We start from the raw sequence: 24,607 nt of genomic DNA, 5'->3' as shown, positions 1-24,607 counted from the left end.
ATCACGGGGCGTTCTCGCTGCTCGTGACCTCGCGGCGGTCGTCGGGGTGGCGGCGGGTGCGGAGCTGGCGGTCGAGCAGGGCCAGGAGCGGGAGCACGACCCGGCGGCTCGTGTCGAGGGCCTGGCGGGCCTGGCTCGTCGTGAACGGTTGATCCAGGGTCCGTAGTACCTGGATCGCCTGGTCGTCGGCTCCCGGCAGCAGCACGACGTTGTCCGCGAGCCGGAGCAGGGCCCCGGCGCGCTCGGCGGCGGCGAGTTCGCGCGGGCCCAGGCCCAGCGCGGTGAGGCGGTTGGCTTCCGGGGCGCGGAAGGGGGTGTGTGCGAGCTCTTCCGTGACCGTCTCGACGGCGGCGCGCACGTTCGGGGGGAGCGGCGGAGGCGCATCGCGGTCGACGATCCGGCCGTCGCGCACCGTGAGCGGGGCCCGCACGAGGGCGAGCACGATCACGCGATCGGGAAGCCGGAGCGCGATCCGGGCCGCATCGACCGTCGGCCCGGCCTCGAGGCTGCCGGTTCCCCGATGCTCAGCGATCAGCTTCGCGAGCCGTTCCCGCAGTTCGGCGGCGTGCGAAGCAGCAACGAGCCACTCACCGGCCCGGACGGCGTCATCCGGGGGCACGGCCCCGAGCCCCGTGAGCTCCGCGACCCGCAGCACCCCTCGCGACTGCAGCAGATCCGGCCCGACGCCCCCGGCCAGTTGTGCGGCGCGGGCTGCGGCGGCGCCTCGGCGGGAGAGGAGCGGCGGGTCGGTGTCCAGAACGGTGACCCGCCCGATCACGCGGTGCGCGCCCGGATCGCGCAACAGCGCGCGATCCCTCGCCGCCAGGGGGAGCGGGCCGGCGAGCGTGAGCCGCGCGAACTGCGCGCGCTCCTCGCGCCCGTCGCTCGCTGCGCCGGCGAGGGCCGCGGAGTGGTCCCGTTCGGACGGGCCGGAGCGGGTCGGAACGGGACCGGTCGGAACGGGGCGGGTCGGAACGGGACCGGTCGGAACGGGGCGGGTCGGAACGGGGCCGGTCGGAACGGGGCCGGTTCCCAGGGGGCGGACGCGGACCGGGATGGCGGCCGAGCCCACGTGCAGGGTGAGCTCGGTGGGCGCCGCGTCGAGGTCGTCGCCGTCCACGCGCACGTCGATCAGCGCGGTGGACCTCCATGCTCCGGGCGTGAGGAGCGCATCGCCGCGCCCCACGTCGTTCTTGTCGACGTTCCGCACATTGACCGCGACCCGGGCCACCGCGGTCACCGTTTCGTGCGCGACGCCGAGCGCCTGAAGCCCCCGCACGTGCACACTGCGCCCGTTCAGCACCAGCTCGTCGCCGACGCGCAAACTTCCCGCGCTGAGCGTGCCGGTCACCACCGTGCCACTGCCCCGGATCGTGAACGACCGGTCCACCCACAGCCGCACGGGCCGGGAAACGTCCGGCGCCGGCAACGCCTCGACCAGCTCCGACAGCCGAGCCCGCAGCTCCTCGAGCCCGAGCCCGGTCACGCCACTCACCGCCACCGCGGGCAACCCGTCGAGCGACGTGCCCCGCAGCTCAGCCCGCACCTCCGCGATCGCCGGCTCCGGATCCGCGAGATCCGAGCGCGTCACCGCCAGCACCGCGTGCGAAACCCCGAGCGCGTCCAGCGCCGCCACGTGCTCCGCGGTCTGCGGCATCCACCCCGAATCCGCGGCCACCACCAGCATCGCCGCCGGCACCGGCCCGACCCCCGCCAGCATGTTCGGCACGAACCGCTCGTGCCCCGGCACGTCCACGAACGCCACTTCGGCGCCCCCGGGCAACCGCGTCCACGCGAACCCGAGGTCGATCGTCATGCCCCGGCGCCGCTCCTCGGCCCACCGATCCGGCTCCATCCCGGTCAACGCCCGAACCAACGTCGACTTTCCATGGTCCACATGCCCGGCCGTAGCTACGACGTGCATGTCTCGGCCACTGCTCGGACGGCGGCGCGGAGGGCGTCGTCGGAGGAGGGAGGGAGGCAGCGCAGGTCGAGGAGGAGTGCGCCGCGCTCGACCCGGCCGACGACCGGAGGGTTTCCGGTCCGAAGGAGCGCGGACCAGGCCTCGGGGAGCATCACCGCGTACGACGGCAGCACCACCCCGGGCGCGCCGCCCCCGCCCACGACCCCGTCGCTCGGACCGGCCTCGGCCGCGATGCCGTCGGCTTGCAGAGCCGCGGCCAGTTTCAGCGCCCGTTCGCGCAGCGACTCCACGTCGGCGTGCAGCGCCTCGGCGGTCGGCGTCGACGGGCCGGTCAGCGTGGCTTCCAAAGCCGCCAGCGTCAGCTTGTCCACCCGCAACGCGCGAGCCAGCGGGTGCCGCCGCAACTGCTCGACGAGCGAAGCCTGCCCGAGCACCAACCCCGCCTGCGGCCCGCCCAGCAACTTGTCGCCACTCGCGGTCACCAGCGAGGCCCCGGCCCGCAAGGCCGTAGCCGCGTCCGGCTCGTTCGGCAACAGCGGGTCCGGGGCCAGCAGCCCCGATCCGATGTCGACCACCACCGGCACGTCCAACGTGCTCAGCGCATCCACCGACACGTCCGCGGTGAACCCCGTCACCACGAAGTTCGACGGATGCACCTTCAGCACGAACCCGGTCTCCGGCCCGATCGCCGCCTGGTAGTCCGCCAGCGTCGTCCGGTTCGTCGTACCCACCTCGCGCAACCGCGCACCGGTGGATTCCAGCAGGTCAGGAAGCCGGAACCCGTCCCCGATCTCGACGAGCTCACCCCGGCTCACCACGATCTCCCGTCCGGCGGCCAGCGCGGTTGCGGCGAGCACCAGCGCGGCGGCACCGTTGTTCACCACGTGCACACCGCCCGCGTCGGGCACCGCTGCCGCCAGTGCGCCGAGCGTCGCCCGGCCGCGCTTCGCCCGCCGTCCGGACTCCAAATCCATTTCGACGTCCGTCGAGCCGGCCGCCGCCCGCAGCGCCTCCACTGCGGCGTCGGACAGCACCGCCCGACCGAGGTTCGTGTGGAGCACCACGCCGGTCGCGTTGAGCACGGGCCGCAGCGACGTGGCCAGCCGCGGCAAGCTGGCCGCCGCCGAGGCCACGACGTCCGACGGGGCCAGCGCCCCGGCGCGCGCCTGCTGCTGCGCCTCGACGACCGCCGCCTTCACCCGGGCCCGTCCGAGCCGGGCGACGGCGTCGGCCAGCAGTGGGTCGGCCAGCGCCGCGTCGGTGCGGGGGATCGAACGACGAACATCCATGCTGCGAACTCTAGGTCGGAACGAACGTGGCGGAGACGGACGGGAATCGAACCCGCCTGACCGAGATCCTCGGCCACTACGGTTTTGAAGACCGCGGGGGGCACCAGCCACCCAAACGTCTCCCTGTGTCACATGTCCCGGTACCGTACCGCCTCGGCCAAACGCGCCTTCAGCTCGTCGACACCGACCCGGTGGCCCGCCCCGTTGAAGTCCTGGTCCGGCCCGGCGTAGGGCGTCACGTACGCGGCGGTGTCGCGCTGGAACCGCCAGCCTTCGGAGAGCGGCCCGACGTCGTACGCGTCGTATCCGAGGGAGTCCAGGAGCGTGGTGACTGTCACCTTCGCGCCCTCGTTGTCACCGGCGATCGGCAGCGTCGAGCGGTCCTCCTCGCCCACCTGCCCAGCGAGGTGCTTGAAGAAGATGTTGTTGAACGCCTTGACGACGAACGACTCGGGCAGGTGCGCCTGGAGCAGCTCGCTCGTGGTGGTCGACTCGTCGTCGAGCTCGGCGATCCGGCCGTCGCGGTCCGGGTAGTAGTTGTTCGTGTCGATGACGACCTTGCCGCGCAGCGGCTCCACCGGCACCTGGGTGTAGTTCTTGAGCGGCACCGTCACGACGACGACATCACCGGCCGCTGCGGCCTGGACCGCGGACGCCGCCCGAGCGCGGGGTCCGAGCTCGCTGACCAGCTCGGTGAGCGTTTCCGGTCCGCGACTGTTGCTGAGCACGACGTGGTGGCCCGCGCCCACCGCGAGTCGCGCCAGGGTGCTGCCGATGTTGCCGCTACCGATGAGTCCGATGGTCGTCATGTGAACCGGCAACCGCCGACGGGCGCGCATGATTCCCCCGGCATAGGGTTGCCCGCGTGACGATCTACCGGCTGACCCAGTACGCGCACGGCGGCGGATGTGCGTGCAAGATTCCGCCCGGGGAGCTCGAGGACGCGGTCAAGGGGCTCGTCGGAGCCCCGATTTCGTCGGAGAACGAGCTGCTCGTGGGGCTCGACGACGGGGATGACGCCGCGGTCGTGCGGACGCCCGCCGGTGCGGTGGTGGTTACCGCGGACTTCTTCACGCCGGTGGTCGACGACCCGTACGACTGGGGGCGGATCGCTGCGACCAATGCGTTGTCCGACGTGTACGCGATGGGCGGGAGTCCGGTCGTCGCGGTGAATCTGCTCGGGTGGCCGCGGGAGGTTCTGCCGTTCGACCTGGTGCGCGAGGTGCTGCGCGGGGGACTGGACGTGGGGCGCGCAGCCGGGTGTCACGTCGCGGGCGGGCACAGCGTCGACGACCCGGAGCCGAAGTACGGGATGGCGGTGACGGGGCTCGTGGACCCCCATCGCATCCTGCGTAACGACGCCGGGACGCCGGGGGTCGCGCTCACGCTCACGAAGCCGCTCGGGATCGGTGTGCTGAACTCGCGTCACAAGCAGACCGGTGACGTGTTCCCGCAGGCTATTGACGCGATGACGACGTTGAACGACAAGGCGTCGGTGGCGGCGTTGGAGGCCGGGGCGTTGGCGGCCACTGATGTGACCGGGTTCGGTCTGTTGGGTCACCTGCACAAGCTCGCCCGGGCCAGCGGGGTGACCGCGGAGATCGAGGCCGCTGCGGTGCCGTATCTCGACGGCGCGCGCGAGGCACTCCGTGACGGGTTCGTCAGCGGTGGGACCCGGCGCAATCTCGACTGGGTCCGCCCGCACCTCGACGCCGGCGCCGTGTCCGAGGACGAGGCCCTCCTCCTGGCCGACGCCCAGACCTCCGGCGGCCTCCTCGTAGCCGGCGAGATCCCCGGCTACCCGGTAGTGGGCCGCCTGGTGCCGGCCGAGCCCGGGATCACCGTACGCGTCCGCTGACACGCGCCGCCCGCGACGGCTGTCCGCGGGGCTACGCCGGCTACTCGGGTTGGGCCGGCTGCTTCGGTGGGGCCGGCTGCTCGGGTGCGGCCGCGCGGTCGCGTTGGGCCAGGCGTTCGCGTTGGGGGGCTACGACGTACTTGGGGTCCTGGGTCGACTCGACGCCGGCATGGAAGACGCCCAGGCGTTGGCAGAGGCTGCCGGCCAGGAGGGCCGCGCCGGAGATCGCGGCGGCAGTGCGGGAGCGGCGGGCGAACAGCGCGGCGCCCACCGCGCCACCGACCGTGAGCCACTTCGCCGCGGTCAGGTACCGATGCGGCTTCTCCTCGTGCAGAACGTCCTCGACGAGCCCGAGGCGCCCCTCCATCCGATGGGATGCCGCGAGCTCGATCCCGGCCCCGATCACGGCGAGCCGTCGCGCGGGACCGGCCTGATCACGCGGAGCAAGGATCATCCCCAACCCCGCCCCACTCGCCGCCGCGCTCCCGACGAACACGAACGGCAACTCGTCCTTCGCGGTGTTCCAGAACGGCACCGCGGTGTGCGAGATCAGCACCGCGGTGTAGGAAGCGACCGCCGGCGCCACGGCCGCCGCGACCAGCCCGGCCGGCCGCGCGGCCAGCTGCGCGAACCGGTGCAGCCGCGACCAGCGCCGCGGCACGAACTCGGCGGTCGCCGCCGCCCCGAGCGCCGCTCCGTACGCCGACAGCGCCCACGTCCCCATGCTCATGGGTGACGTCGGCTTCGCGACCCGCAGCATGTGGTGGAACCGCTCGGGCCGCCCGAGGTCCACGATCAGGTAATAGGTACCGGCGGTCAGCGCCAGCAGCCCGCCAATCCGCCCGCCCTTGCGCAGTGCGGGTCGACCGGTCAGGTCACCGCCCGCCGCGAGCAGCGACGATCCGGCCGACAGCCCGCCCAGGAAGAAGTAGTAGGCGATGTCCTCCTTCCACACCGGCGTCTTGAGGATCTGGCGCCCGTAATACGACTGGAACTCGGCCCGGGGCACCATCGACTGCTCGCGTCCACCATCGGCCCCCCGCCGCCCGCCGCCTCGGCGCCCCTCGCCGCTCACGGCCGCTTCCCGACGAAGGCCGCGACGGCCCCGGCGACGAGGCCGAGACCGGCCAGGCCCGCGGCTTTCCACATGCGTCCCGCGTCGCGGGTGGGAACCACCGGGTCGGGCGGCAGGCCGTACACCTCCGGCTCGTCCAGGAGCAGGAAGAACGCGCCGTCGCCGCCCACCCCGTCCTCGGGGTTCTCGCCGTACAACCGCGCTTCGCCGACGCCTTCCGCGTGCAACGTGTCGAGCCGTTCCGCGGCCCGGGCCCGCAGTTCGTCCAGATCACCGAACTGGATCGAGTCCGTGGGGCAGGCTTTGGCGCACGCCGGCTCCTCCCCGTCACGCAACCGGTCGTAACACAGCGTGCACTTCCACGCACGCCCGTCGTCTTCACGTCGATCGATGACCCCGTAGGGGCACCCGGAGACGCAGTACCCGCACCCGTTGCAGATGTCCTGCTGGACGACGACCGTGCCGAACTCGGTGCGGAACAACGCACCGGTGGGGCACACGTCCAGGCACCCGGCGTGCGTGCAGTGCTTGCAGACGTCCGACGACATCAACCACCGGAAGTCCTGCCGCGTCTCGGCCCCGCTACCGTCACCGGGCCGCGAAAGACCGGGCATGCCGAGTTCCACCAGCTCCCGCGCCGGGGGAGCCGGTTGTTCGATGAAGGCTACGTGCCGCCACGTGTTGGCACTCAACTCACCGGTGTTGTCGAACGACATCCCGAGCAGGTTGAACCCATCGTCAGGAACCCCGTTCCACTCCTTGCACGCGACCTCACACGCCTTGCAGCCGATGCACACCGACGTGTCGGTGAAGAATCCCTTACGCGCGGGCGGCTCGACGTACCCCGCGTCCGCGGCAGGATTCTCGAGGGGGCCGTAGAAACTATTCACTCGCGTCCTCTTCCACGTGCGCCGGGCCACCCGTCTGCACGTGCGTCCCGGTCTCGGTGGTGATGCCGGCCCGCTTCCGGTAGTCGGCGACGTAGTCCAGCAGCTCCGGCCCGCGCGGACGCCGTCCCGGGCGCACGTCGCAGGTGGCGACCTTCGACTCCTGGATCAGCACGTTCGGGTCCAGCGCCACACCGAACAGGTCGTTCGTGGAGTCACCGGTCACCAGCCCCACACTGCCCCAGTGGTAGGGCATCCACACCTGGTGGACGGTCGTGTTCTGCACGCGCAGCGGACGCATCCGCTCGGTCACCATCACCCGGGCCTCGATCGCCGTCCGCGACGTGACCACTGTGGCCCAGCCCAGGTGTTCCAGCCCGCGCTCGGCCGCCAGTTGCGGGGAGACCTCGATGGTCAGTGCCGGCTGGAGCTCCGAGAGGTACGGGAGCGTGCGGCTCATGCCACCGGCCGTGTGGTGCTCGGTCAACCGCGACGTCGTGAGCACGAACGGGAACACGTCCGCGTGCTCCTCGGGCGGCGACGGGTCGGACGGGTTGTCGGCCCGCCCGTAGACTTTCCGGGTCGGGTTGCCGGCCTGGCGGTACAGCGCGTTGCCGAACGGCGACTCGTGCGGCTCGTAGTGTGTCGGCATCGGACCGTCCTGCAGCCCGCTCGGCGCGAACAGCCAGCCCTTGCCGTCGGCCTGCATCACGAACGGGTCGTCGCCCTGCAGTGCGTCGACGCCGGTGGCACCGTCCGGCGCCCGGTAGGACGGCGGCTTCGTCTTCTCGAAGTCCGGAACGTCCTTACCGGTCCACTCGCCCTTCTCCTCGTCCCACCAGATGTACTTCTTCCGCTCGCTCCACGGCTTGCCGTCGGGGTCGGCCGAGGCGCGGTTGTAGAGAATGCGCCGGTTGTACGGCCACGCCCAGCCCCATTCGGCAGCGGTCTCGTCCTGCTCGTCGCGCGGCTCCCGGCGCGCCGACTGGTTCACCCCGTCGGCGAAGACGCCCGAGTAGATCCAGCAGCCGCAGGCCGTCGTGCCGTCGGCCTTCAGGTCCAGGTAGCCGTCGACGAGCTCGCCGGTGGTCAGGTTGTAGCCGTTGATCGCCTTCAGGATCGACGCGGCATCGGGTTCGTCGCCGCGCTCCGGGTCGGGGGTGAAGCCGTAGTTCCAGTTGAGGTCCTGGATCGGCTTGTCGCGCGGGTCGTTCGAGTCGGCCAGCCTGGCCTTGAGCCGGCGGCCGAGGTGGTAGAAGAACCACAGGTCGGAACGCTGGTCGCCCGTGGGCTCGACGGCCTTCTCGCGCCACTGCAGCAGCCGCTGCGTCTGGGTGAACGTGCCTTCCTTCTCGGTGTGCGCCGCGGCCGGGAAGAAGAACACCTCGGTGCGGCACTCTTCGGGCACGATCTCGCCGGTCTCGATCTCCGGCGAGTCCTTCCAGAACGTGGCGCTCTCGATCATCGCCAGGTCGCGGACGACGACCCAGTCCAGGTTGGCCATGCCCAGGCGCTGCAGCTTGCCGTGCGCGGAGCCGACCGCCGGGTTCTGACCGAGCAGGAAGTACCCGCTGACCTTCCCGTCCACCATGTCCATCACCGTGCGGTACGTGCCGTGGTCGCCGGTGAGCCGGGGCAGGTAGTCGTAGCAGTAGTCGTTCTCCGCGGTCGCCGCCGAGCCCCAGTACTCCTTGAGGAGCGACACGGTGTAGGCGTCGGCATTGGCCCAGAAGCCTTTTTGTTTGTCGCCGACGATCCCGTCGATGTAGGTGTCCAGGTCGGTGTGGGTGGACGCGCTCGGCATCGGCAGGTAGCCCGGCAGCAGGTTGAACAGCGTCGGGATGTCGGTGGAGCCCTGGATGCTGGCGTGCCCGCGCATCGCCATGATCCCGCCGCCCGGCCGGCCCATGTTGCCCAGCAGCAGCTGGATGATCGCTGACGTGCGGATGTACTGCACGCCGACGGTGTGCTGGGTCCAGCCGACCGCGTAGACCACCGCGGTGGTGCGCTCGCGCCCGGAGTTCGACGTCCACGCTTCGCAGACCTCCAGGAAGTCCTGCGGCGAGACTCCGCAGACTTCCTCGACCATCTCCGGCGTGTACCGCGCGAAGTGTCGCTTGAGCACCTGGAAGACGCAGTTGGGGTCCTGCAGCGTCGGGTCGGACGGCGGGTGCGTCGGCCCGTGCAGCGGCGGACCGCCGGACTCGTGCTGCAGCCCGGTGGCCTGCTCCTTGGCCTCGGAGCTGCTCTGCCCCGGCTCGTCGTCGACCTCTTCCGCGCCCTGGTACTGCCACGACGACATGTCGTAGCTGGCCGTCTCCGGGTCGTACCCGCTGAACAGCCCGTCGAGCTCGTCGGTGTCCTGGAACTTCTCGTCGACCAGGTAGGACGCGTTCGTGTACGCGGTGACGTACTCCCGGAAGTCCTTGTTGTTGCTCAGGATGTAGTTGACGACAGCACCCAGGAAGACGACGTCACTACCCGCGCGCAGCGAGACGTACTGGTGCGCCAACGCGCTCGTCCGGGTGAACCGCGGGTCGACGTGGATGATCCGCGCGCCGCGCTTCTTGGCTTCGATCACCCACTGGAAACCCACCGGGTGCGCTTCGGCCATGTTCGAACCCATGATGACGATGCAGTCAGCGTTCGCCAGGTCCTGCTGCGTGTTGGTGGCGCCGCCGCGCCCGAACGAGGTCCCCAGACCGGGGACCGTGGAGGAGTGTCAAATACGGGCCTGGTTCTCGATCTGGATCGCGCCGGCCGCCGTGAACAACTTCTTGATGATGTAGTTCTCTTCGTTGTCCAGCGTGGCGCCGCCGAGGCTGGCGATGCCGAGCGTCCGCCGGACGACGTGGCCGTTCTCGTCGGTGTCCTGCCAGCCGCGCCGCCGGGCGTCGAGGAACCGGTCGGTGACCATGTCCATGGCCGTTTCGAGGTCGAGCTCGGTCCACTCGGTGGCGTAGGGCTTCCGGTAGAGCACCTTCTGCTCACGGTGCGGACCGGTGACCAGCTGCTTGCTGGCCGACCCCTTCGGGCAGAGCCGGCCGCGGCTGTGCGGCGAGTCCGGGTTGCCCTCGATCTGGACGACCTCGTCGTCTTTGACGTACACCTTCTGGGCGCAGCCGACCGCGCAGTAGGGGCAGACCGAATGCGCCACACGGTCGGCCTCGGCCGTCCGCGGCGTGAGCGTCTTCGAATGGGGCGACTGGGTCGCCGCGCCTCGGCCCAACGGGTCCGTACCGGTCAGCTGCCGGTAGACCGGCCAGCTCTCGATCCACGTCCGCACTCCCACGAGCGCCAGCATGCCACCGCAGAGAAGTCCTAAACGCGTCGGGTTGGTAGTTCGCCGGTTTCGACGAGTTCCTGCGCCACCTGCCGCAGTTTGACGTTCAAATGCTGGGATGTCTCCCGGAGGACGTTGAACCCCGCGTCCGCGGTGATCTTCCGCTGTGCCATGAGGACGCCGATCGCCTGGTCGATGACCGCGCGGGACCGCATCGCCTCACGCAGCTGCCCGGCCAGGTCGCGGTGGTGGAAGAACGCCGCGGCCACCTGGCTGGACTGCCCGGCGAGGCCGCCGAGCAGCTGGGCCAGCGCGACCGCCTCACCGGTGAACGCGTCGGGTTTGCGCGAGTAGACGTTGAGTGCGCCGAAGTTCACGCCGTCGCTGTGCAGCGGAATGGACAGCGAGCTGCGCGCACCGGAGTCGACGGCCCGCTCGGCGTACGCGGGCCAGCGGCTCTCGCCGGCGAGGTCGCGGGTGCGGAAGACGTTTCCGGTGCGGGCCGCGTCCAGGCAGGGGCCTTCCTGCTCGGCGAACTGCAGCTCGTCCAGCGACCGGGCCCATTCGTCGCTGAACGCGGGGGCCGAGGGCCGGCCGTTCTCGAACGTCGTGATCGAACAGGCTTCTCCACCCGGGACGACGCGGCAGGCGACCCGGGTGATTTCCTGCAGCGTGCCGACCAGATCGTCCTGACCGAGGACCAACCCGCCGAGGGCCGTGAGTTCACGAATCTGGTCCGAGGTGAGATCCATGGGCTCCATCCTGCCCCTCCGGCTACCGGAGTCGTCGTCGTGTTCGTCTCATGCGGCTGCCGCAGCCGCCGATGCTACGGAAAACGTCTTCCGGGGGTGAACAGGTGCGGCGCGTCTTCTCCGACTTGCCCGTGTCCCGCAAGCTGCTGCTGGTCGTCGCGGTGGTGTGCGCGTTGTTGCTGGTGGTGGGCAGCGTCGGGCTGTCGAAGCTCGGGGGCGCGCAGGACCGGATCAAGGGCCTCTACCGGGACTCGCTACAGGCCGTGTCCGAGCTCGGCGACGTGGACGCGGACGTCGGTGAGATGCGCGTCCAGCTGCTGAACCTGCTGATCGAGTCCCAGGTCGCAGATCTGACCGCCGCGAAGACCGCTTTGCAGGCGGCCGACGCCCACCTGACCGAGCGGTGGGAGGCGTACATCGCGACCGACATGACGGGTCGGGAAAAGGCGCGCGACGCGTTCGCCGCCGCGCTGGCCTCCTACCGCACGGTGCGTGACACGCAGCTCATCCCGCTGGCGATGGCGAACGCGGACGTCGAGTTCATCGCCGTGCGCAAGGCGAAGGCCACGCCGCTGATCAACGCGATGTCGGACGCGCTGGACGACCTCAGGGAGATCGAGGACAAGGCAGCCGCCGCCTCGATAAAGGCCGCGCAGAGCGCCTACGCCTCGGCCCGGCTGCTGATCGTCGGCCTGATCCTGCTCGGAATCGTGCTGGGCGTGGCACTCGCGCTGCTGGTCGGACGCTCGATCGCGGCGCGGCTGGGACGCACCGTCACGGTGCTGGAGGGCATGGCGCAGGGGCGGCTGGACCAGCGCACCGAGGTGACCGGCCGGGACGAGGTCGGCCGGATGAGCGCGGCCCTCGACACGGCCACCGAACGCCTCGGCGCGGTGCTGCGTGACGTCGACAGCAACGTGACCGCGCTGGCGGGCGCCTCCGACGAGCTGACCGGCGTCGCCAACCAGCTGCGGGGCAACGCGGAGGAGTCCGCGGCCCGGGCGGAGACCGCGTCGGACGCCTCGGCGACGATCACCCAGAACATCCTCACGGTTGCCGCCGGCTCCGACGAGATCGGCGCGTCGATCGGTGAGATCGCCCGCAACACCAGCGAAGCGGCGTCGGTGGCGTCGCACGCCGTGCAGTCGACGGCGAACACCGAGGCGGTGCTGCGGCAGCTCGGGGAGTCGTCCGAGGAGATCAACACGGTCGTGCGGCTGATCACGTCGATCGCCGAGCAGACCAACCTGCTGGCGCTGAACGCCACGATCGAGGCCGCGCGGGCGGGGGAGGCCGGCAAGGGCTTCGCTGTCGTCGCGAACGAGGTCAAGGACCTGGCGCAGGAGACCGCCCGGGCGACCGAGGACATCGCCGGCCGAGTCGCGGCCATCCAGCGTGACTCGACCGCTGCCGTCGACGCGATCGCCGAGATCACCGACGTCATCAACCGCATCAACGACGCCCAGAGCACGATCGCCGCCGCCGTGGAGGAGCAGTCGGCGACGACGACCGAGATGAGCCGCAACGTCAACGAGGTCGCCACCCGCTCGCGCGACATCAGCGACAACGTCTCCGGCGTCGCCGACGTCGCCGCCCAGACCACCCGCGGGGCGGCGACGGCCGCCGACACCGCCGCCCGGCTCACCGAGATCGCCTCGGCGGTACGCACCAGCCTCAGCAGTTTGCGTTACTGACGTCCGGCGTCTGGGTAGTAGAGGCTCCTCGTCTGCCGGATCGGGGAGGCTCAGTGCGGGTCGTCTACAACTCGTTTTCCGGGCGTTACAGCTGCAACCCGCGGGCGGTGTACGAGCGTCTCCGCGACGTCCGGCCGGACTGGGAGCACCGCTGGCTCGCCGCTCCGGCGCGGCGGGCCGACTTCCCGCCGGACGTCGAGACCGTGCCCTTCGGCGGCGCCGAGTGCGTGGCGGCGCTCGAGGACGCCGACCTGGTGATCTCCAATGACCACCTGGCGCTGGACTGGCAGAAGCGGCCTGGCACCCGCTACGTGCAAACCTGGCACGGCACGCCGCTCAAGCGCATCCACCACGACGTCCGCTGGGCGCCGGAAGGCCGGCTGGAGACCCTGAGCAAGGACGTCGCGCGCTGGGACGACCTGCTCTCGCCCAACCGGGCCAGCACACCGCGGCTGCGGCGCGCGTTCGGCTTCAGCGGCCCGATCCACGAGACCGGCTACCCGCGCAACGACCTGCTCAGCTCACCCGACGGCGACAAGGTCCGGGCGGACCTGCGCGCGAGCCTGGGTATCGCCGACTCCACGACCGCGGTGCTGTACACCCCCACCTGGCGCGACGACCAGGTGTTCCTTGCCGGGGGCCGGCCTGACTTCGCGCTCCGCCTCGACCCGGCGACGTTCACCGACGTGCTCGGCGGCGACCACGCGCTCCTGCTCCGCACGCACAGCCTGGTGACCCACCGACTGGACCCGGCGGAGCACCGCTCACTGATCGACGTCTCCGACTATCCGGACATCCGCGACCTCTACCTGGCCGTCGACGTCCTGATCACCGACTACTCCTCGACGATGTTCGACTTCGCCGTCACCGGCAAACCGCTGCTGTTCTACGCCTACGACCTCGACGACTACCGCGACCGGCTGCGCGGGTTCTACTTCGACCTCACCGCGGACCCGCCCGGACCGGTGCTGCGGACCGAGGAGCAGGTGCTGGCGGCACTGGCTGCCCTCGACGCGGTGGTCACCCGCTACCAGTCGGCGTACGACCGGTTCCGCGCCACGTTCTGCCACGCCGACGACGGCCACGCCGCGGACCGCGTCGTCGAACTGCTCGGCGTGACGACCCCGCCCCGGCCCGGCGGTTCGACACGTAGCCTTCGGTGAATGGAGCTCCGTTCGGCCGCTGACATCTCCGCTCGCCTCGGAGAGACCGGCTACCTGTGCGACGACGCGCTGGCCACCGTCACGTTCCTGGCACTCGGCATGCGGCGGCCGCTGCTGCTGGAGGGCGAACCCGGCACCGGCAAGACCGCGCTCGCCGAGGCGATCGCGCAGACGCTCGCGCTGCCGCTGATCCGGCTGCAGTGTTACGAGGGCATCGACGCCACCCAGGCGCTCTACGACTGGGACTTCCCCCGGCAGATCCTGCATCTGCGCACGCTCGAGGCTTCCGGTGGCGTCGACGCCGAGCAGGCCGAGAAGTCGCTGTACGACGACCGGTTCCTGCTCGCCCGGCCGGTGCTGGCCGCGCTGCGCGAGGCGCCGGCGGTGCTGCTGGTCGACGAGATCGACCGCGCCGACGACGAGTTCGAGGCGTTCCTGCTCGAGGTGCTCTCCACCTACCAGGTTTCGATCCCCGAGTACGGGACGGTGACCGCCGCCGTGCCGCCGATCGTGCTGCTGACCTCCAACCGCACCCGGGAGCTGCACGACGCGCTCAAGCGGCGCTGCCTCTACCACTGGATCGACCACCCGGGCCTGGAGCGCGAGATCGAGATCGTCCGCTCGCGGGCACCGGAAGTGTCGTCCGAGCTCAACCGGCAGGTCGTCGCCGCGGTGCAGGCGTTGCGCGAGATCGACCTGCAGAAGCCGCCGGGCGTCGCCGAGACGCTCGACTGGGCCCGCGCACTGCACATGCTCGGCGTCGCGAACCTCGACCTGGAGTCCGCGGCGAGCACGCTCGGCGCGCTGGTCAAGTACCGGGAGGACGCCGAGAAGGTGCGCCACGCGCTGGACCGGCTGCTGGCGGCATGACCGAGCTGGCCGGCATCGCCGACTCGGCGGCCTCGTCGACCTCGGCCGCGACGGTCCGTGAGGCGGACGAGATCCTGCTGGGGTTCAGCGTCGCGCTCCGCGCCGCGGGCGTGCCGGTCACGCACGACCGAGCTGCCAGCTTCCTGGAGGCGGCATCGCTGGCGGGGGCGAACGAGGCGCGGGCGACCTACTTCGCCGGCCGCGCCACGCTCTGCGGCTCCCCGGCCGACCTCGAGCGCTACGACCAGGTCTACGAGGCCTACTTCGATCCCCGCGCCGGCCTCCCCCGGCGTCGCCAGGCACCGCCCAGCGCCACGACGTCGTACTCGCCGTTGCCCGAGAACGAGTCCGGCGGAGCCGGCGAGGCCGGTGACGAGGACATCGTGCAGGCCAAGGCCAGTGCGGCGGAGGTGCTCCGGCACCGTGACATCGCGGTGCTCAGCGCGAACGAGAAGGCGCGGCTGGCCGCGATGTTCGCCACGCTCGACGTCCGGCTGCCGGTGCGTCGCTCCGGTCGCCTGCGGCCCTGGCACCGGGGTTCGCTGGACGCGTCCCGCACCCTGCGTGCGAGCCTGCGCCGGATGGGCGAGCCCGCCGAGCTCGAGTGGCGTCGCCGCGCCCTTCGGGCACGTCCGGTGGTGCTGCTCGTCGACGTGTCCGGCTCCATGAGTGCCTATGCGGACGCCCTGCTGAGGCTGGCCCATCGCGTCGGCGTGGGTTCGAAGAGCGTCGAGACGTTCGCGCTCGGTACCCGGCTGACGCGCCTCACCCGGGCGCTGGACGCCCGCGACGCCGAGCGGGCGCTGATCGCCGCCGGCCAGGCCGTGCCGGACTGGTCCGGCGGCACCCGGCTCGGCGAGACGTTGAAGGTGTTCCTCGACCGGTGGGGCCGCCGGGGTGTGGCCCGGGGCGCCGTCGTCGTCGTGTTCTCCGACGGCTGGGAGCGCGGCGACGCGGCGCTGCTGGGAGAGCAGATGGCGCGTCTGCAGCGGATCGCGCACCGCGTCGTCTGGGTGAACCCGCACCGAGGGAAGGCCTCGTACGCCCCCGTTCAGGGCGGTATTAGGGCGGCTTTGCCGCATGTGGACGACTTCGTCGCCGGGCACTCACTGGCGGCGTTCGCCGAGTTGCTGGACGTCGTCGCGCGGGCGTAGTTACCGTGGGCCCATCCCGAGGACACCGAGGTCCGCGATGGCTGATGACCTGCACACGCGCCGGATGGAAGCGGTCTGCGCGTGGACGATGTTCACCGAGCACGGTGACGTCACGGCGGAAGTGCGCCCGGAAATTCTGCTGAGCTGGGGGCGCTCGGTGAAAGCGCGGGTCTCCACCGAGGTCGCGGCCGCGCCGATGACCGACGAATCCGAGACCGACGCGGTCTGGCGGGACACGCCGCTGCAGGCCGCTGTCGAGTCGGTCGAGTCCGAACTGCGCCGCACCGCCGAGGACGGCGACCTCGTGATCGCGGTGACCGACGCCGATACCCGCATCCTCTGGACGTACGGCGGCCGCGTGATGCGCAACAAGGCCGAGCAGGTGCACTTCGTCGCCGGGGCGCGCTGGGACGACGAGTCGATGGGCACGAACGCGCTCGACCTGGCCAACCGCCTGGACGCCCCGTCGATGGTGTTCAGCGCGGAGCACTACGCGCGGATCGTCGGCAACTGGGTGTGCTGGGCGGCGCCCGTGCACGACCCGGTCACCGGCCGGCGGCTCGGCGTCCTCGACCTGTCGACGACGTGGGACCGCACGCACCCGATCGGGCTGGCCACCGCCCGGGTGATGGCGCGGCTGATCGAGAACGCCATTCCGTACTCCGTCTCGCACCCCACCGCGCAGCCGGAGACGGCTGACCCGGGGCTGGTCATGACGCTGCTCGGCACCGCCGAGACCCGGCTCGACGGCTACCGGCTCCTGCTCAACCGACGCCAGACCGAGGTGCTGGCGCTCTTGGCCCTCCACCCCGAGGGGCTCTCGCTCGAACAGCTGCACGCGATGGTCTACGGCGACCAAGCGGTGACGTTCTCGACGCTGAAAGCCGAGGTCAGCCACCTGCGCCGAGCGCTCGGCGGCCAGCTGGCGTCCCGGCCGTACCGGCTGCTGATGCCCGCCGCCACCGACGTCCAGCACGTGCTCGCGCTGATCCGCGGCGGTCACGTGTCCGAGGCCGTCGACGCGTACGGGGGAGACCTGCTGCCCGGCACGAACTCCCCGGCGCTGAGCGAACTCGCCGACTACGTGGCGGTCGCGCTGCGCGAGGCGCTGCTCGCCGATCCCCAGCCCGACGCCGTGCTGCGCTACAGCGAGGAGCTCGCGCCGTACGACCGGGAGGTGGTGGACGCCTGCCTGCGCCGGTTGGTCCCGCCGCACCCCGCGATCCCGCTACTGAAGGCTCGGCTCGCAATCGGGTAGTCACAGTGTGTCCAACCGGCAGCCAACCAGGCGCTGCCTAGTGTGACGCACATGACTCGGATCAGCCTCAAAGTCGACGGCCAGAACGTGTCGGACGATGTCGAACCGCGCACGCTGCTGGTCCACTACCTGCGAGAACAACTCGGTAAGACCGGCACCGTCATCGGATGCGACACGAGCAACTGTGGCGCGTGCACGGTCCATCTCGACGGCCGTAGCGTCAAATCCTGCAACGTCCTCGCCGTGCAGGCCGACGGCTCGGAAGTGACCACGATCGAGGGACTGTCGACGAACGGTCGCCTGCATCCCGTCCAGGAAGCGTTCCGCGAGTGCCACGGCCTGCAGTGCGGCTACTGCACACCCGGGATGATCATGCAGTCGGTCGACCTGCTGAACGAGAACCCGAACCCGACCGAGGAGGAGATCCGCCTCGGGCTGGAGGGCAACCTCTGCCGCTGCACCGGCTACCACAACATCGTGAAGGCCGTGCAGTACGCGGCGGAAGGCGGTCAGAAATGACCGCCCTCGACGAACACCCGAGCACGCCGGCGGCCGAGATCGGGCGCGATCGGCGCCGTAAGGAAGACCAGCGGCTGATCACCGGCCGCACGCGCTGGACCGACAACATCGTGCTGCCCGGCATGCTGCACCTGGCGATGGTGCGGTCACCGTTCGCCCACGCGCGGATCCTGTCGATCGACACGTCCGCGGCGGCGGAGGCGCCGAACGTCGTCAGCGTCATCACCGGCCGGGACGTGGCCGAGGAGCAGGGCGGTCTGCCGAACGCCTGGCCGATCACACCCGACCAGGTCACGCCCGTGCACCCGCCGATCGCGGTCGACCGCGCCACGTTCGCGGGTGAGGTCGTCGCCGTGATCGTGGCCCGCAGCGCCGCGGAGGCACGCGACGCCGCCGAGCTCGTCGACGTCGATTACGAGGAACTGCCGGCGGCGCTGGATCTCCGTGCCGCGGTGGAGGAGGGCGCGGTCCTCGCCCACCCCGACCTCGGGACGAACAAGTCGGCGCTGTGGGTCTTCGACTCCGGGACCGCCGGCACGGGCGGCGATGTCGAGAGCGCGATCGCCGAGGCGCGCAACGGCGGGATCGTGCTCGAGCGCGAATACCGCCAGCAGCGGCTGATCCCGGCGTTCATGGAACCGCGGTCGGTGGTCGTCGACCCGACCGGCGAGCAGGTCACGATGTGGTCGGCCACCCAGATCCCGCACATCCTGCGGTTCCTGCTGGCCGCTGTCACCGGCATCTCCGAGTCGAAGGTGCGCGTGATCGCGCCGGACGTCGGCGGCGGTTTCGGCGGGAAGCTGCAGTCGACGCCGGAGGAGTTCATCACGTTCCTGCTGGCCCGGCGCCTGGGCAAGCCGGTGAAGTACACCGAGACGCGCTCGGAGTCGCTGGTCGCCGGTCACCACGGCCGTGACCAGTGGCAGAAGCTGACGCTCGCGGCGACAGCGGACGGCACCGTGACCGGCCTGAAGGTCGAGCTGCTCGCCGATCTCGGCTCGTACGTGGCGCTGGTCGGCGGTGGTGTGCCGGTGCTCGGCGCGTTCATGTTCAACGCGATCTACAAGATCCCGGCGTACCACTTCGCGTGCCAGACCGTGCTCACGAACAAGACCTGGACGGACGCGTACCGCGGTGCGGGTCGGCCCGAGGCCACGTTCGGCATCGAGCGGATCATGGACGAGCTCGCCGCCGAGGTGGGCGTCGATCCGCTGGAGATCCGGGAGAAGAACTGGATCACCCACGAGGAGTTCCCGTTCACGACGGTCGCCGGGCTGACCTACGACTCGGGCAACTACGAGGCGGCGACCGCGCGCGCCAAGGAGATGTTCGGATACGACGAGCTGCGCGCCGAGCAGGCCAAGCGGCGCGAGTCGAACGACCCCGTGCAACTGGGCATCGGCATCTCGACGTTCACCGAGATGTGCGGGCTGGCGCCCTCGCGGGTGCTGGGGTCGCTGGACTACGGCGCCGGCGGTTGGGAGCACGCGTCGGTGCGGATGCTCGCGACCGGCAAGGTGGAGGTGGTCACCGGCGCGTCGCCGCACGGGCAGGGGCACGAGACGGCGTTCAGTCAGATCGTGGCCGACCGTCTCGGGGTGCCGTTCGAGGACGTCGAGGTGCTGCACGGCGACACCCAGATCTCGCATCGCGGGCTGGACACCTACGGGTCGCGGTCGCTGGTCGTCGGTGGCGAGGCAGTTGTTCGTGCGGCGGACAAGGTGATCGAGAAGGCGAAGGTCGTCGCGGCGCACCTGCTCGAAGCGTCGGTCGACGACCTGGAGTTCTCCGGTGGCCGGTTCTCCGTGCGGGGCACCGACCAGGGGACGTCGATCGCGGAGGTCGCGCTGGCCACGTTCGCCGCGCACAACCTTCCCGACGGTGTGGAGCCCTCGCTGGACTCCGACGCCACGTACGACCCGGTGAACTTCAGCTTCCCGCACGGCACCCACCTGTGCGCGATGGAGATCGACACCGAGACCGGTGAGCTGAACATGCGCAAGTACGTGGCGTGCGACGACATCGGCACCGTGATCAACCCGCTGATCGTCGCCGGTCAGGTGCACGGCGGGCTCGTGCAGGGCATCGCGCAGGCGCTGTGGGAGGAGGCGGTGTACGACGACGCGGGGACGCTGGTCAGCGGCTCGTTCGTCGACTACCTGCTGCCGACCGCGGCGGACACGATCAGCTTCGACATCGACCACACGATCACACCCGCGACCAGCAACACCCTGGGGACGAAGGGCGTGGGGGAGGCCGGGACGATCGCGTCGACTCCGGCGGTGGTGAACGCGGTGGTGGATGCGGTGCGGCACCTCGGGGTGCACGACATCCAGATGCCGTGCACGCCGGAGCGGGTGTGGAAAGCGATCAACGGCGCTTCCGCGCACACGCCGACGGTCGAGGCGGCCGCGCCGCACTTCGGTGACGCCGATCCGGCGACGCAGGGCAACCAGGAAGGGGCGGGTCAGTGATCCCCGTACAGTTCGACTACCTGGCGCCGACCACGCTGGAGGAGGCGGTCGCGGCGCTGTCGCAGCACGGTGACGACGCCAAGATCCTGGCGGGTGGGCAGAGCCTGCTGCCGGTGCTGCGGATGCGGCTCAACGCGCCCGAGGTGGTGATCGACCTCGGTCGCATCCCGTCGCTGCGCGGGATCCGCGAGGAGGGCGACGCGATCGTCATCGGTGCGATGACCTCGCATGCCGACGTCGGGCGGGATCCGCTGGTCGCCGCGCACGCGAACCTGATCACGCAGGCCGTGGAGCACCTGGCCGACGCGCAGATCCGCCACCGCGGGACGTTCGGCGGGGCGTTGGCCCACGCCGACCCGGCCGGTGACCTGGGCGGACCGGCGCTCGCGCTGGGGGCCGAGTTCGTCATCACCGGCCCCGGGGGCGCCCGTACGGTGCCGGCGACGGAGTTCTTCACCGGTCTGTTCGAGACTGCGATCGGCGAGGACGAGATCCTCACCGAGGTGCGGATCCCGAAGCACACCGGCTGGGGCGCGCACCACGCCAAGTTCGTGCGGATCGCGCACCAGTGGCCGATCGTGGCGGTGGCGGCGACCGTGCGGGTCTCCGGTGACACGATCGCGGAGGCGAAGATAGCCCTGGCGAACATGGGGTCGACGCCGTTGCGGGCGTCGTCGGTGGAGTCCGCGCTGGTCGGGGCTGCGGTGACCGCCGAGGCGGTCGGTGCCGCGGCCGCGCATGCCGCAGACGGGACCAGTCCGCCGTCGGATCTCAATGGCGACGCCGCGTATCGGCAGCACCTCGCGCGGGTACTCACCAGGCGAGCCGTGCTGGCCGCTGCGGGAGCGTGATCGGATGGATCTGACTCACCAATTCCACGTTCCTGCGGGGATCGACGACGCGTGGGCGCACTTCCAGGACGTGTCGGGGGTGGCTGCGTGCTTCCCCGGGGCGCAGGTGACGTCGGTGGAAGGGGACGAGTTCACCGGGTCGTGCAAGGTGAAGCTCGGTCCGATCGCGCTCGTCTACAACGGGAGCGGGTCGTTCTCCGAGCGGGACGAGAGCAAGCACCGGATGGTGGTGGAGGCGAAGGGACGGGACAAGCGCGGTAACGGGACCGCGTCGGCGACCGCGACGCTTTCGATGGCGGCGGCTGCCGACGGGGGCACCGACGTCGAGGTCGTGACGGACCTCGCGATCACCGGGAAGCCGGCGCAATTCGGTCGCGGGCTGATCCAGGACGTCTCCGACAAACTCCTCGGGCAGTTCGTGGACTGCCTAGCCCAACAACTAGCCCCCGCCGCAGATCCGGCGCCCACGCCCACGCCCCCGCCCCCGCCGCCCGCGGCGGACACGCCTGCGGCCAGGACGCCTTCGCCCGCGGCGGACACGCCTGCGGCCAGGACGCCTTCGCCTGCGGCGCAGGCGGTGGCTACGGCCTCGGCGGGGCGGGTGGTTCGGACTTCGCCTCCGCAGCCGGAGGCGTTGGACCTCGGGGCGACAGTGCTCCCGGTCCTCGCCAGGTCCTACTGGAAACCGGCGCTGGCCGTGCTGGTGGCGCTGGCGGTGATCGTCCGCCTGCTCCGCCGCCGCTCCAGCTGACCCCGAACAGCACCGGACGCCCGAGCACCCGCTCGGGCGTCCGGTGCTGTTCGGGGATGTCCGGCGTTGTCCGCGCACGTGTCGGGACAGAACCGTGACTGACACAGTCGAGCTCAGTGATGCCCACGAGGGCTCCGAGTCACGACGGGGGAGCCTGTGTCGTCGCCACGCTGGTTCATCGGCGCCGCCGGTGTCGTCGACATCGTCGTCGGCTACGTCCGGCGCCCGGCGCGGCTCCTACCCGAGGAAGCCGGGAAACGCGCCCGGCCGATCCTCGTGCTGGTCGGTCCCGCGACGGGGGGGACCGACCAGCACGAGGATCGCGGTTCGTGGTCCCTCGGGAAGACACACGACAAGCTCGCGGAGATCAGAACGGAGAAGGTGCCGCTCGCCGTCCTCACCGCGGCGGGCACCGACCCCGTCCCGGACAATTCACTCGGCGACGAAGCGCGGCAGGTCTATCCAGCGCTCGACCAGGCCGTCAATGCATTGTCGCGCGACCAGGACCGTCGAAACGGGCTGAAGTTCCCGCACCTCGAACTGGCCGTCTGGCTGCTGAACCAGAACCAGTCCGCGATCACCACGTCCGAAGCCCGGAAGCGCGAGTTGACCCGCTTATTGGGCAATGCCACGCAGACACCCGCGGACGACGACACCAAGAGAGTGAGCGCCCTCGGTCAGGCTCTGACGGGCGTGCTCGGCGCGGCGATCATCGGTGGCTGGTGGATCTTCCGGCCGCTGTGGTTCTCCTACACCGTCAGGTTCCGGCGTCCGTACCGATGGTTCCGCCGACAGCCCTACCTCCGCGGCGCAGCCACACCGCGTTCGTTCCTGTCCTTCGCCGCCGAGGTCACCGGCCGGCAGGGCTACCGCGAGACGGACGAGGCCGAGAAGCACGCGCGGCTGCTCCTGGTTCACGCCTTCCTGGAGGACCTCCGCCGCGCGTACCGCCGTCGCCTCCTCAGTCGCCTCCGCCCTGCGCGGCGACCGGTCTACCCGGTGTTGCTGGTGCGTGGTGCCGGGTCCAATGCCGCCGGCCTGCTGCTGCATTCGATCAGCCAGGTCCGCTACGACGTGGGCGTCGGCGATCCGCTGGTCGTCCTCGCTACCGGTGACCGCAGCCTGTTCGCGGACGGCGCCGACGTGCGCTCCGTGACCGAGGCGAGGAACGTCGTCGACGGCTGGACAGCGAACCCGCCCCGGATCGGCCGGGCGGATCAGGCGTATCTCGTTCCGCTCGCGTGGCAGGACGACGTCGACTCCGGCACGGCGAACCGCGAGGACAAGGACGTCAACGATGTGGTCCTGCCGACGATCCGTCGCTCGGCGGGGGCGATGCGGGGGGTGCTGACCACGATCGTCGTCGTCGCGCTGGTCGCGGCCGGGTGGACGGCTGTCCGCTGGTACGAGGACCGCTGCGATCGATGGCAGCTCGGCGGTGTCACCGACGTCTGGGTCAGTGAGTCCTCGGATTCCTGCGTCGGCCTCGCCGAACCCACGTTCCGCGGCTTCGCCGACGATCCCGAGACGCGTCAGGCACTCGATGCGATCCACTCCCAGAACGCGATCGCAGCGAAGGCGGACCGGCACCTGACCGTCGTCTATTTCGCCGATCTCTCACCCGAGGAGACCCGGAGCAGCGCGGCGACGGTCGAGGAACTCCGCGGCATCGCGGTGGCGCAGGACGCCAACAACGTGTCCGGGCTCCCGACGCGCGTCCTGCTGGCCAACGCCGGACCCGCCATGCGTGACGCCGTGGAGGTCGCCGAACGTGTGCGGGACTATGCCGACGAGGACCCGTCAGTGGGTGCGGTCGTCGGATTCAGCGTGAGCCGGGCGGAGACCGAGGCGGCACTGCGGATCTTCGAAGCGGCGTACCTGCCGATGATCGGGATCGCGACGTCCGCGGACACGCTGCCGGACGCGGCACCCAACTACTATCGCCAGGTCAACCCGCAGAACAGCCGGGAGGCCAAGGTCGCGGCCGCCTACGCCCGGCAGAAGATTCCGCGGAAGAAGGTCCGCATCTTCTACTCCGACGACCCCGACGACGCGTACAGCCGGAACCTCGCCGAGGACGCGACAACGGCGTTCGAGGCCGAGGGTCTCGACGTCGTCGACGTCCACGGCTACACGGCCGGCAACACGGCCCAGGACATCATCGGGGATTTCAACGACCGCTGCCCGGCGGACGAGATTCTCTTCTACGCGGGTCGTGGGGACGCGACGTTCAGCCAGTTCCTGAACGCGGTTTCGTGCGAGAGCCGCAGCGCGTACGTGCTCGCCGGCGACGACGTGACCCGGTACGTGGCCGACGGAAACACCGACGACTATCCGACCCCCACCGTCGACTACCTCTCGTTCGCCAGCAGCGCGGCCTGGGGCGACGCAGGTTGCCCGGAGGTCGCGCCGGGAGCCGCGAAGGTCGCGCCCGAGACGTTCTATGCCGGGTACCGGAAGTTGTTCGACCAGCCGTGCACTCGCGATGCTCTGGACGGGCACGCACTGCTCGCGCACGACAGCATCACGCTGCTCCGCGGTGCACTGCGGTGGGTGAAGGGGCCGGGGAACCAGCGCAGGAACGACGTCCACAACGGTCTGAACGAGAGAGGGGAGCAGCGGGGCACGAGCGGTGTGATCAACCTGAAGAACAACGCCCAGGTCTCCCGCGGGAAGATGGTGGTGATCCTGCGGGTCGATCCGGAGCGCGACGGCGACGAACCGACGAGGGTGTTTCTCTGCGGTCGGCTGAGCTCGTCGAACCGGCCCGGTCCGGACACCGGGTGTCCGGCCGATTGAGCGCGC

Annotated in this window: 18 protein-coding genes and 1 tRNA gene; 11 read left to right on the top strand and 8 right to left on the bottom strand. The window is 70.8% G+C overall.

What is annotated here, in order from left to right; all coding sequences use genetic code 11:
- Position 1 precedes the first annotated feature (1 nt).
- From selB to ACGFY5_RS13125, 4 genes are all read right to left on the bottom strand, one after another.
- A complete protein-coding gene (selB, locus tag ACGFY5_RS13140) occupies positions 2-1,924 on the bottom strand; it encodes a selenocysteine-specific translation elongation factor (protein WP_392719820.1) in 1,923 nt (640 codons plus the stop codon).
- The gene (gene selA, locus ACGFY5_RS13135; RefSeq protein ID WP_392719819.1) at positions 1,912-3,213 is read right to left on the bottom strand and encodes an L-seryl-tRNA(Sec) selenium transferase; all 1,302 of its coding nucleotides are present in this window, start codon (positions 3,211-3,213) and stop codon (positions 1,912-1,914) included. The genes selB and selA overlap by 13 nt, the downstream gene beginning before the upstream one ends.
- A gap of 27 nt (positions 3,214-3,240) precedes the next feature.
- Positions 3,241-3,336: transfer RNA gene (locus ACGFY5_RS13130), tRNA-Sec, on the bottom strand.
- A gap of 5 nt (positions 3,337-3,341) precedes the next feature.
- Positions 3,342-4,052, bottom strand: a complete 711-nt coding sequence (locus ACGFY5_RS13125; protein WP_392719818.1) for an NADPH-dependent F420 reductase — start codon at positions 4,050-4,052, stop codon at positions 3,342-3,344.
- A 26-nt stretch (positions 4,053-4,078) separates the two neighbouring features.
- Here ACGFY5_RS13125 and selD point away from each other — a divergent pair, with 26 nt between their 5' ends.
- On the top strand, positions 4,079-5,071 hold the full coding sequence (gene selD / locus ACGFY5_RS13120; RefSeq protein WP_392719817.1) for a selenide, water dikinase SelD: 993 nt from the start codon (positions 4,079-4,081) through the stop codon (positions 5,069-5,071).
- A gap of 40 nt (positions 5,072-5,111) precedes the next feature.
- Here the strand turns inward: selD and nrfD are convergent, their stop codons facing one another.
- From nrfD to ACGFY5_RS13100, 4 genes are read right to left on the bottom strand one after another with little or no spacing between them, the layout of a single operon-like run.
- Positions 5,112-6,083, bottom strand: coding sequence for an NrfD/PsrC family molybdoenzyme membrane anchor subunit (nrfD, locus tag ACGFY5_RS13115; protein ID WP_392720492.1), 972 nt, complete (start codon positions 6,081-6,083; stop codon positions 5,112-5,114).
- Positions 6,084-6,142: 59 nt separating this feature from the next.
- A complete protein-coding gene (locus tag ACGFY5_RS13110; protein ID WP_392719816.1) occupies positions 6,143-7,036 on the bottom strand; it encodes a 4Fe-4S dicluster domain-containing protein in 894 nt (297 codons plus the stop codon).
- Positions 7,029-10,325, bottom strand: coding sequence for a formate dehydrogenase (gene fdh, locus ACGFY5_RS13105; RefSeq protein ID WP_392720491.1), 3,297 nt, complete (start codon positions 10,323-10,325; stop codon positions 7,029-7,031). The genes ACGFY5_RS13110 and fdh overlap by 8 nt, the downstream gene beginning before the upstream one ends.
- A gap of 29 nt (positions 10,326-10,354) precedes the next feature.
- Positions 10,355-11,068, bottom strand: a complete 714-nt coding sequence (locus ACGFY5_RS13100; protein WP_392719815.1) for an ANTAR domain-containing protein — start codon at positions 11,066-11,068, stop codon at positions 10,355-10,357.
- 104 nt (positions 11,069-11,172) lie between these two features.
- On the opposite strand from ACGFY5_RS13100, the gene ACGFY5_RS13095 reads away from it, so the two are divergent.
- The 10 genes from ACGFY5_RS13095 (at position 11,173) to ACGFY5_RS13050 (ending at position 24,601) form a co-directional block, all read left to right on the top strand.
- Entirely contained in the window at positions 11,173-12,762 is a 1,590-nt protein-coding gene (locus ACGFY5_RS13095) for a methyl-accepting chemotaxis protein (protein ID WP_392719814.1), read from the top strand.
- Between the two features lie 53 nt (positions 12,763-12,815).
- Positions 12,816-13,925 carry a CDP-glycerol glycerophosphotransferase family protein gene (locus tag ACGFY5_RS13090; RefSeq protein WP_392719813.1) on the top strand — a complete coding sequence of 370 codons (1,110 nt, stop codon included), beginning with the start codon at positions 12,816-12,818 and terminating at the stop codon, positions 13,923-13,925.
- The gene (locus ACGFY5_RS13085) at positions 13,926-14,795 is read left to right on the top strand and encodes an AAA family ATPase (RefSeq protein ID WP_392719812.1); all 870 of its coding nucleotides are present in this window, start codon (positions 13,926-13,928) and stop codon (positions 14,793-14,795) included.
- Positions 14,792-15,949 (top strand): VWA domain-containing protein, encoded by a 1,158-nt coding sequence (locus ACGFY5_RS13080; protein ID WP_392719811.1) that lies wholly within the window; start codon positions 14,792-14,794, stop codon positions 15,947-15,949. The genes ACGFY5_RS13085 and ACGFY5_RS13080 overlap by 4 nt, the downstream gene beginning before the upstream one ends.
- Before the next feature lie 37 nt (positions 15,950-15,986).
- Complete coding sequence (locus ACGFY5_RS13075) at positions 15,987-17,207, top strand: transcriptional regulator (RefSeq protein WP_392719810.1); 1,221 nt, start codon at positions 15,987-15,989, stop codon at positions 17,205-17,207.
- Positions 17,208-17,258: 51 nt separating this feature from the next.
- On the top strand, positions 17,259-17,726 hold the full coding sequence (locus ACGFY5_RS13070; RefSeq protein ID WP_392719809.1) for a (2Fe-2S)-binding protein: 468 nt from the start codon (positions 17,259-17,261) through the stop codon (positions 17,724-17,726).
- Entirely contained in the window at positions 17,723-20,200 is a 2,478-nt protein-coding gene (locus tag ACGFY5_RS13065; RefSeq protein WP_392719808.1) for a xanthine dehydrogenase family protein molybdopterin-binding subunit, read from the top strand. The genes ACGFY5_RS13070 and ACGFY5_RS13065 overlap by 4 nt, the downstream gene beginning before the upstream one ends.
- The gene (locus tag ACGFY5_RS13060; protein ID WP_392719807.1) at positions 20,197-21,051 is read left to right on the top strand and encodes an FAD binding domain-containing protein; all 855 of its coding nucleotides are present in this window, start codon (positions 20,197-20,199) and stop codon (positions 21,049-21,051) included. Before ACGFY5_RS13065 ends, ACGFY5_RS13060 begins: the two co-directional genes overlap by 4 nt.
- Positions 21,052-21,055: 4 nt before the next feature.
- A complete protein-coding gene (locus ACGFY5_RS13055; RefSeq protein ID WP_392719806.1) occupies positions 21,056-21,802 on the top strand; it encodes an SRPBCC family protein in 747 nt (248 codons plus the stop codon).
- Positions 21,803-21,958: 156 nt separating this feature from the next.
- Complete coding sequence (locus ACGFY5_RS13050; protein ID WP_392719805.1) at positions 21,959-24,601, top strand: ABC transporter substrate-binding protein; 2,643 nt, start codon at positions 21,959-21,961, stop codon at positions 24,599-24,601.
- Positions 24,602-24,607 lie beyond the last annotated feature (6 nt).

The sequence above is a fragment of the Cryptosporangium sp. NPDC048952 genome (assembly GCF_043197895.1).
Classification (GTDB): Bacteria; Actinomycetota; Actinomycetes; order Mycobacteriales; family Cryptosporangiaceae; genus Cryptosporangium.
This window is presented reverse-complemented; position numbering and strand designations above follow the sequence as displayed.

Coding starts and splice junctions, on each gene's coding strand:
- selB (WP_392719820.1), bottom strand. CDS start 1,924: ATGCACGTCGTAGCTACGGCCGGGCATGTGGACCATGGAAAGTCGACG.
- selA (WP_392719819.1), bottom strand. CDS start 3,213: ATGGATGTTCGTCGTTCGATCCCCCGCACCGACGCGGCGCTGGCCGAC.
- ACGFY5_RS13125 (WP_392719818.1), bottom strand. CDS start 4,052: ATGCGCGCCCGTCGGCGGTTGCCGGTTCACATGACGACCATCGGACTC.
- nrfD (WP_392720492.1), bottom strand. CDS start 6,083: ATGGTGCCCCGGGCCGAGTTCCAGTCGTATTACGGGCGCCAGATCCTC.
- ACGFY5_RS13100 (WP_392719815.1), bottom strand. CDS start 11,068: ATGGATCTCACCTCGGACCAGATTCGTGAACTCACGGCCCTCGGCGGG.
- ACGFY5_RS13085 (WP_392719812.1), top strand. CDS start 13,926: ATGGAGCTCCGTTCGGCCGCTGACATCTCCGCTCGCCTCGGAGAGACC.
- ACGFY5_RS13080 (WP_392719811.1), top strand. CDS start 14,792: ATGACCGAGCTGGCCGGCATCGCCGACTCGGCGGCCTCGTCGACCTCG.
- ACGFY5_RS13075 (WP_392719810.1), top strand. CDS start 15,987: ATGGCTGATGACCTGCACACGCGCCGGATGGAAGCGGTCTGCGCGTGG.
- ACGFY5_RS13070 (WP_392719809.1), top strand. CDS start 17,259: ATGACTCGGATCAGCCTCAAAGTCGACGGCCAGAACGTGTCGGACGAT.
- ACGFY5_RS13065 (WP_392719808.1), top strand. CDS start 17,723: ATGACCGCCCTCGACGAACACCCGAGCACGCCGGCGGCCGAGATCGGG.
- ACGFY5_RS13055 (WP_392719806.1), top strand. CDS start 21,056: ATGGATCTGACTCACCAATTCCACGTTCCTGCGGGGATCGACGACGCG.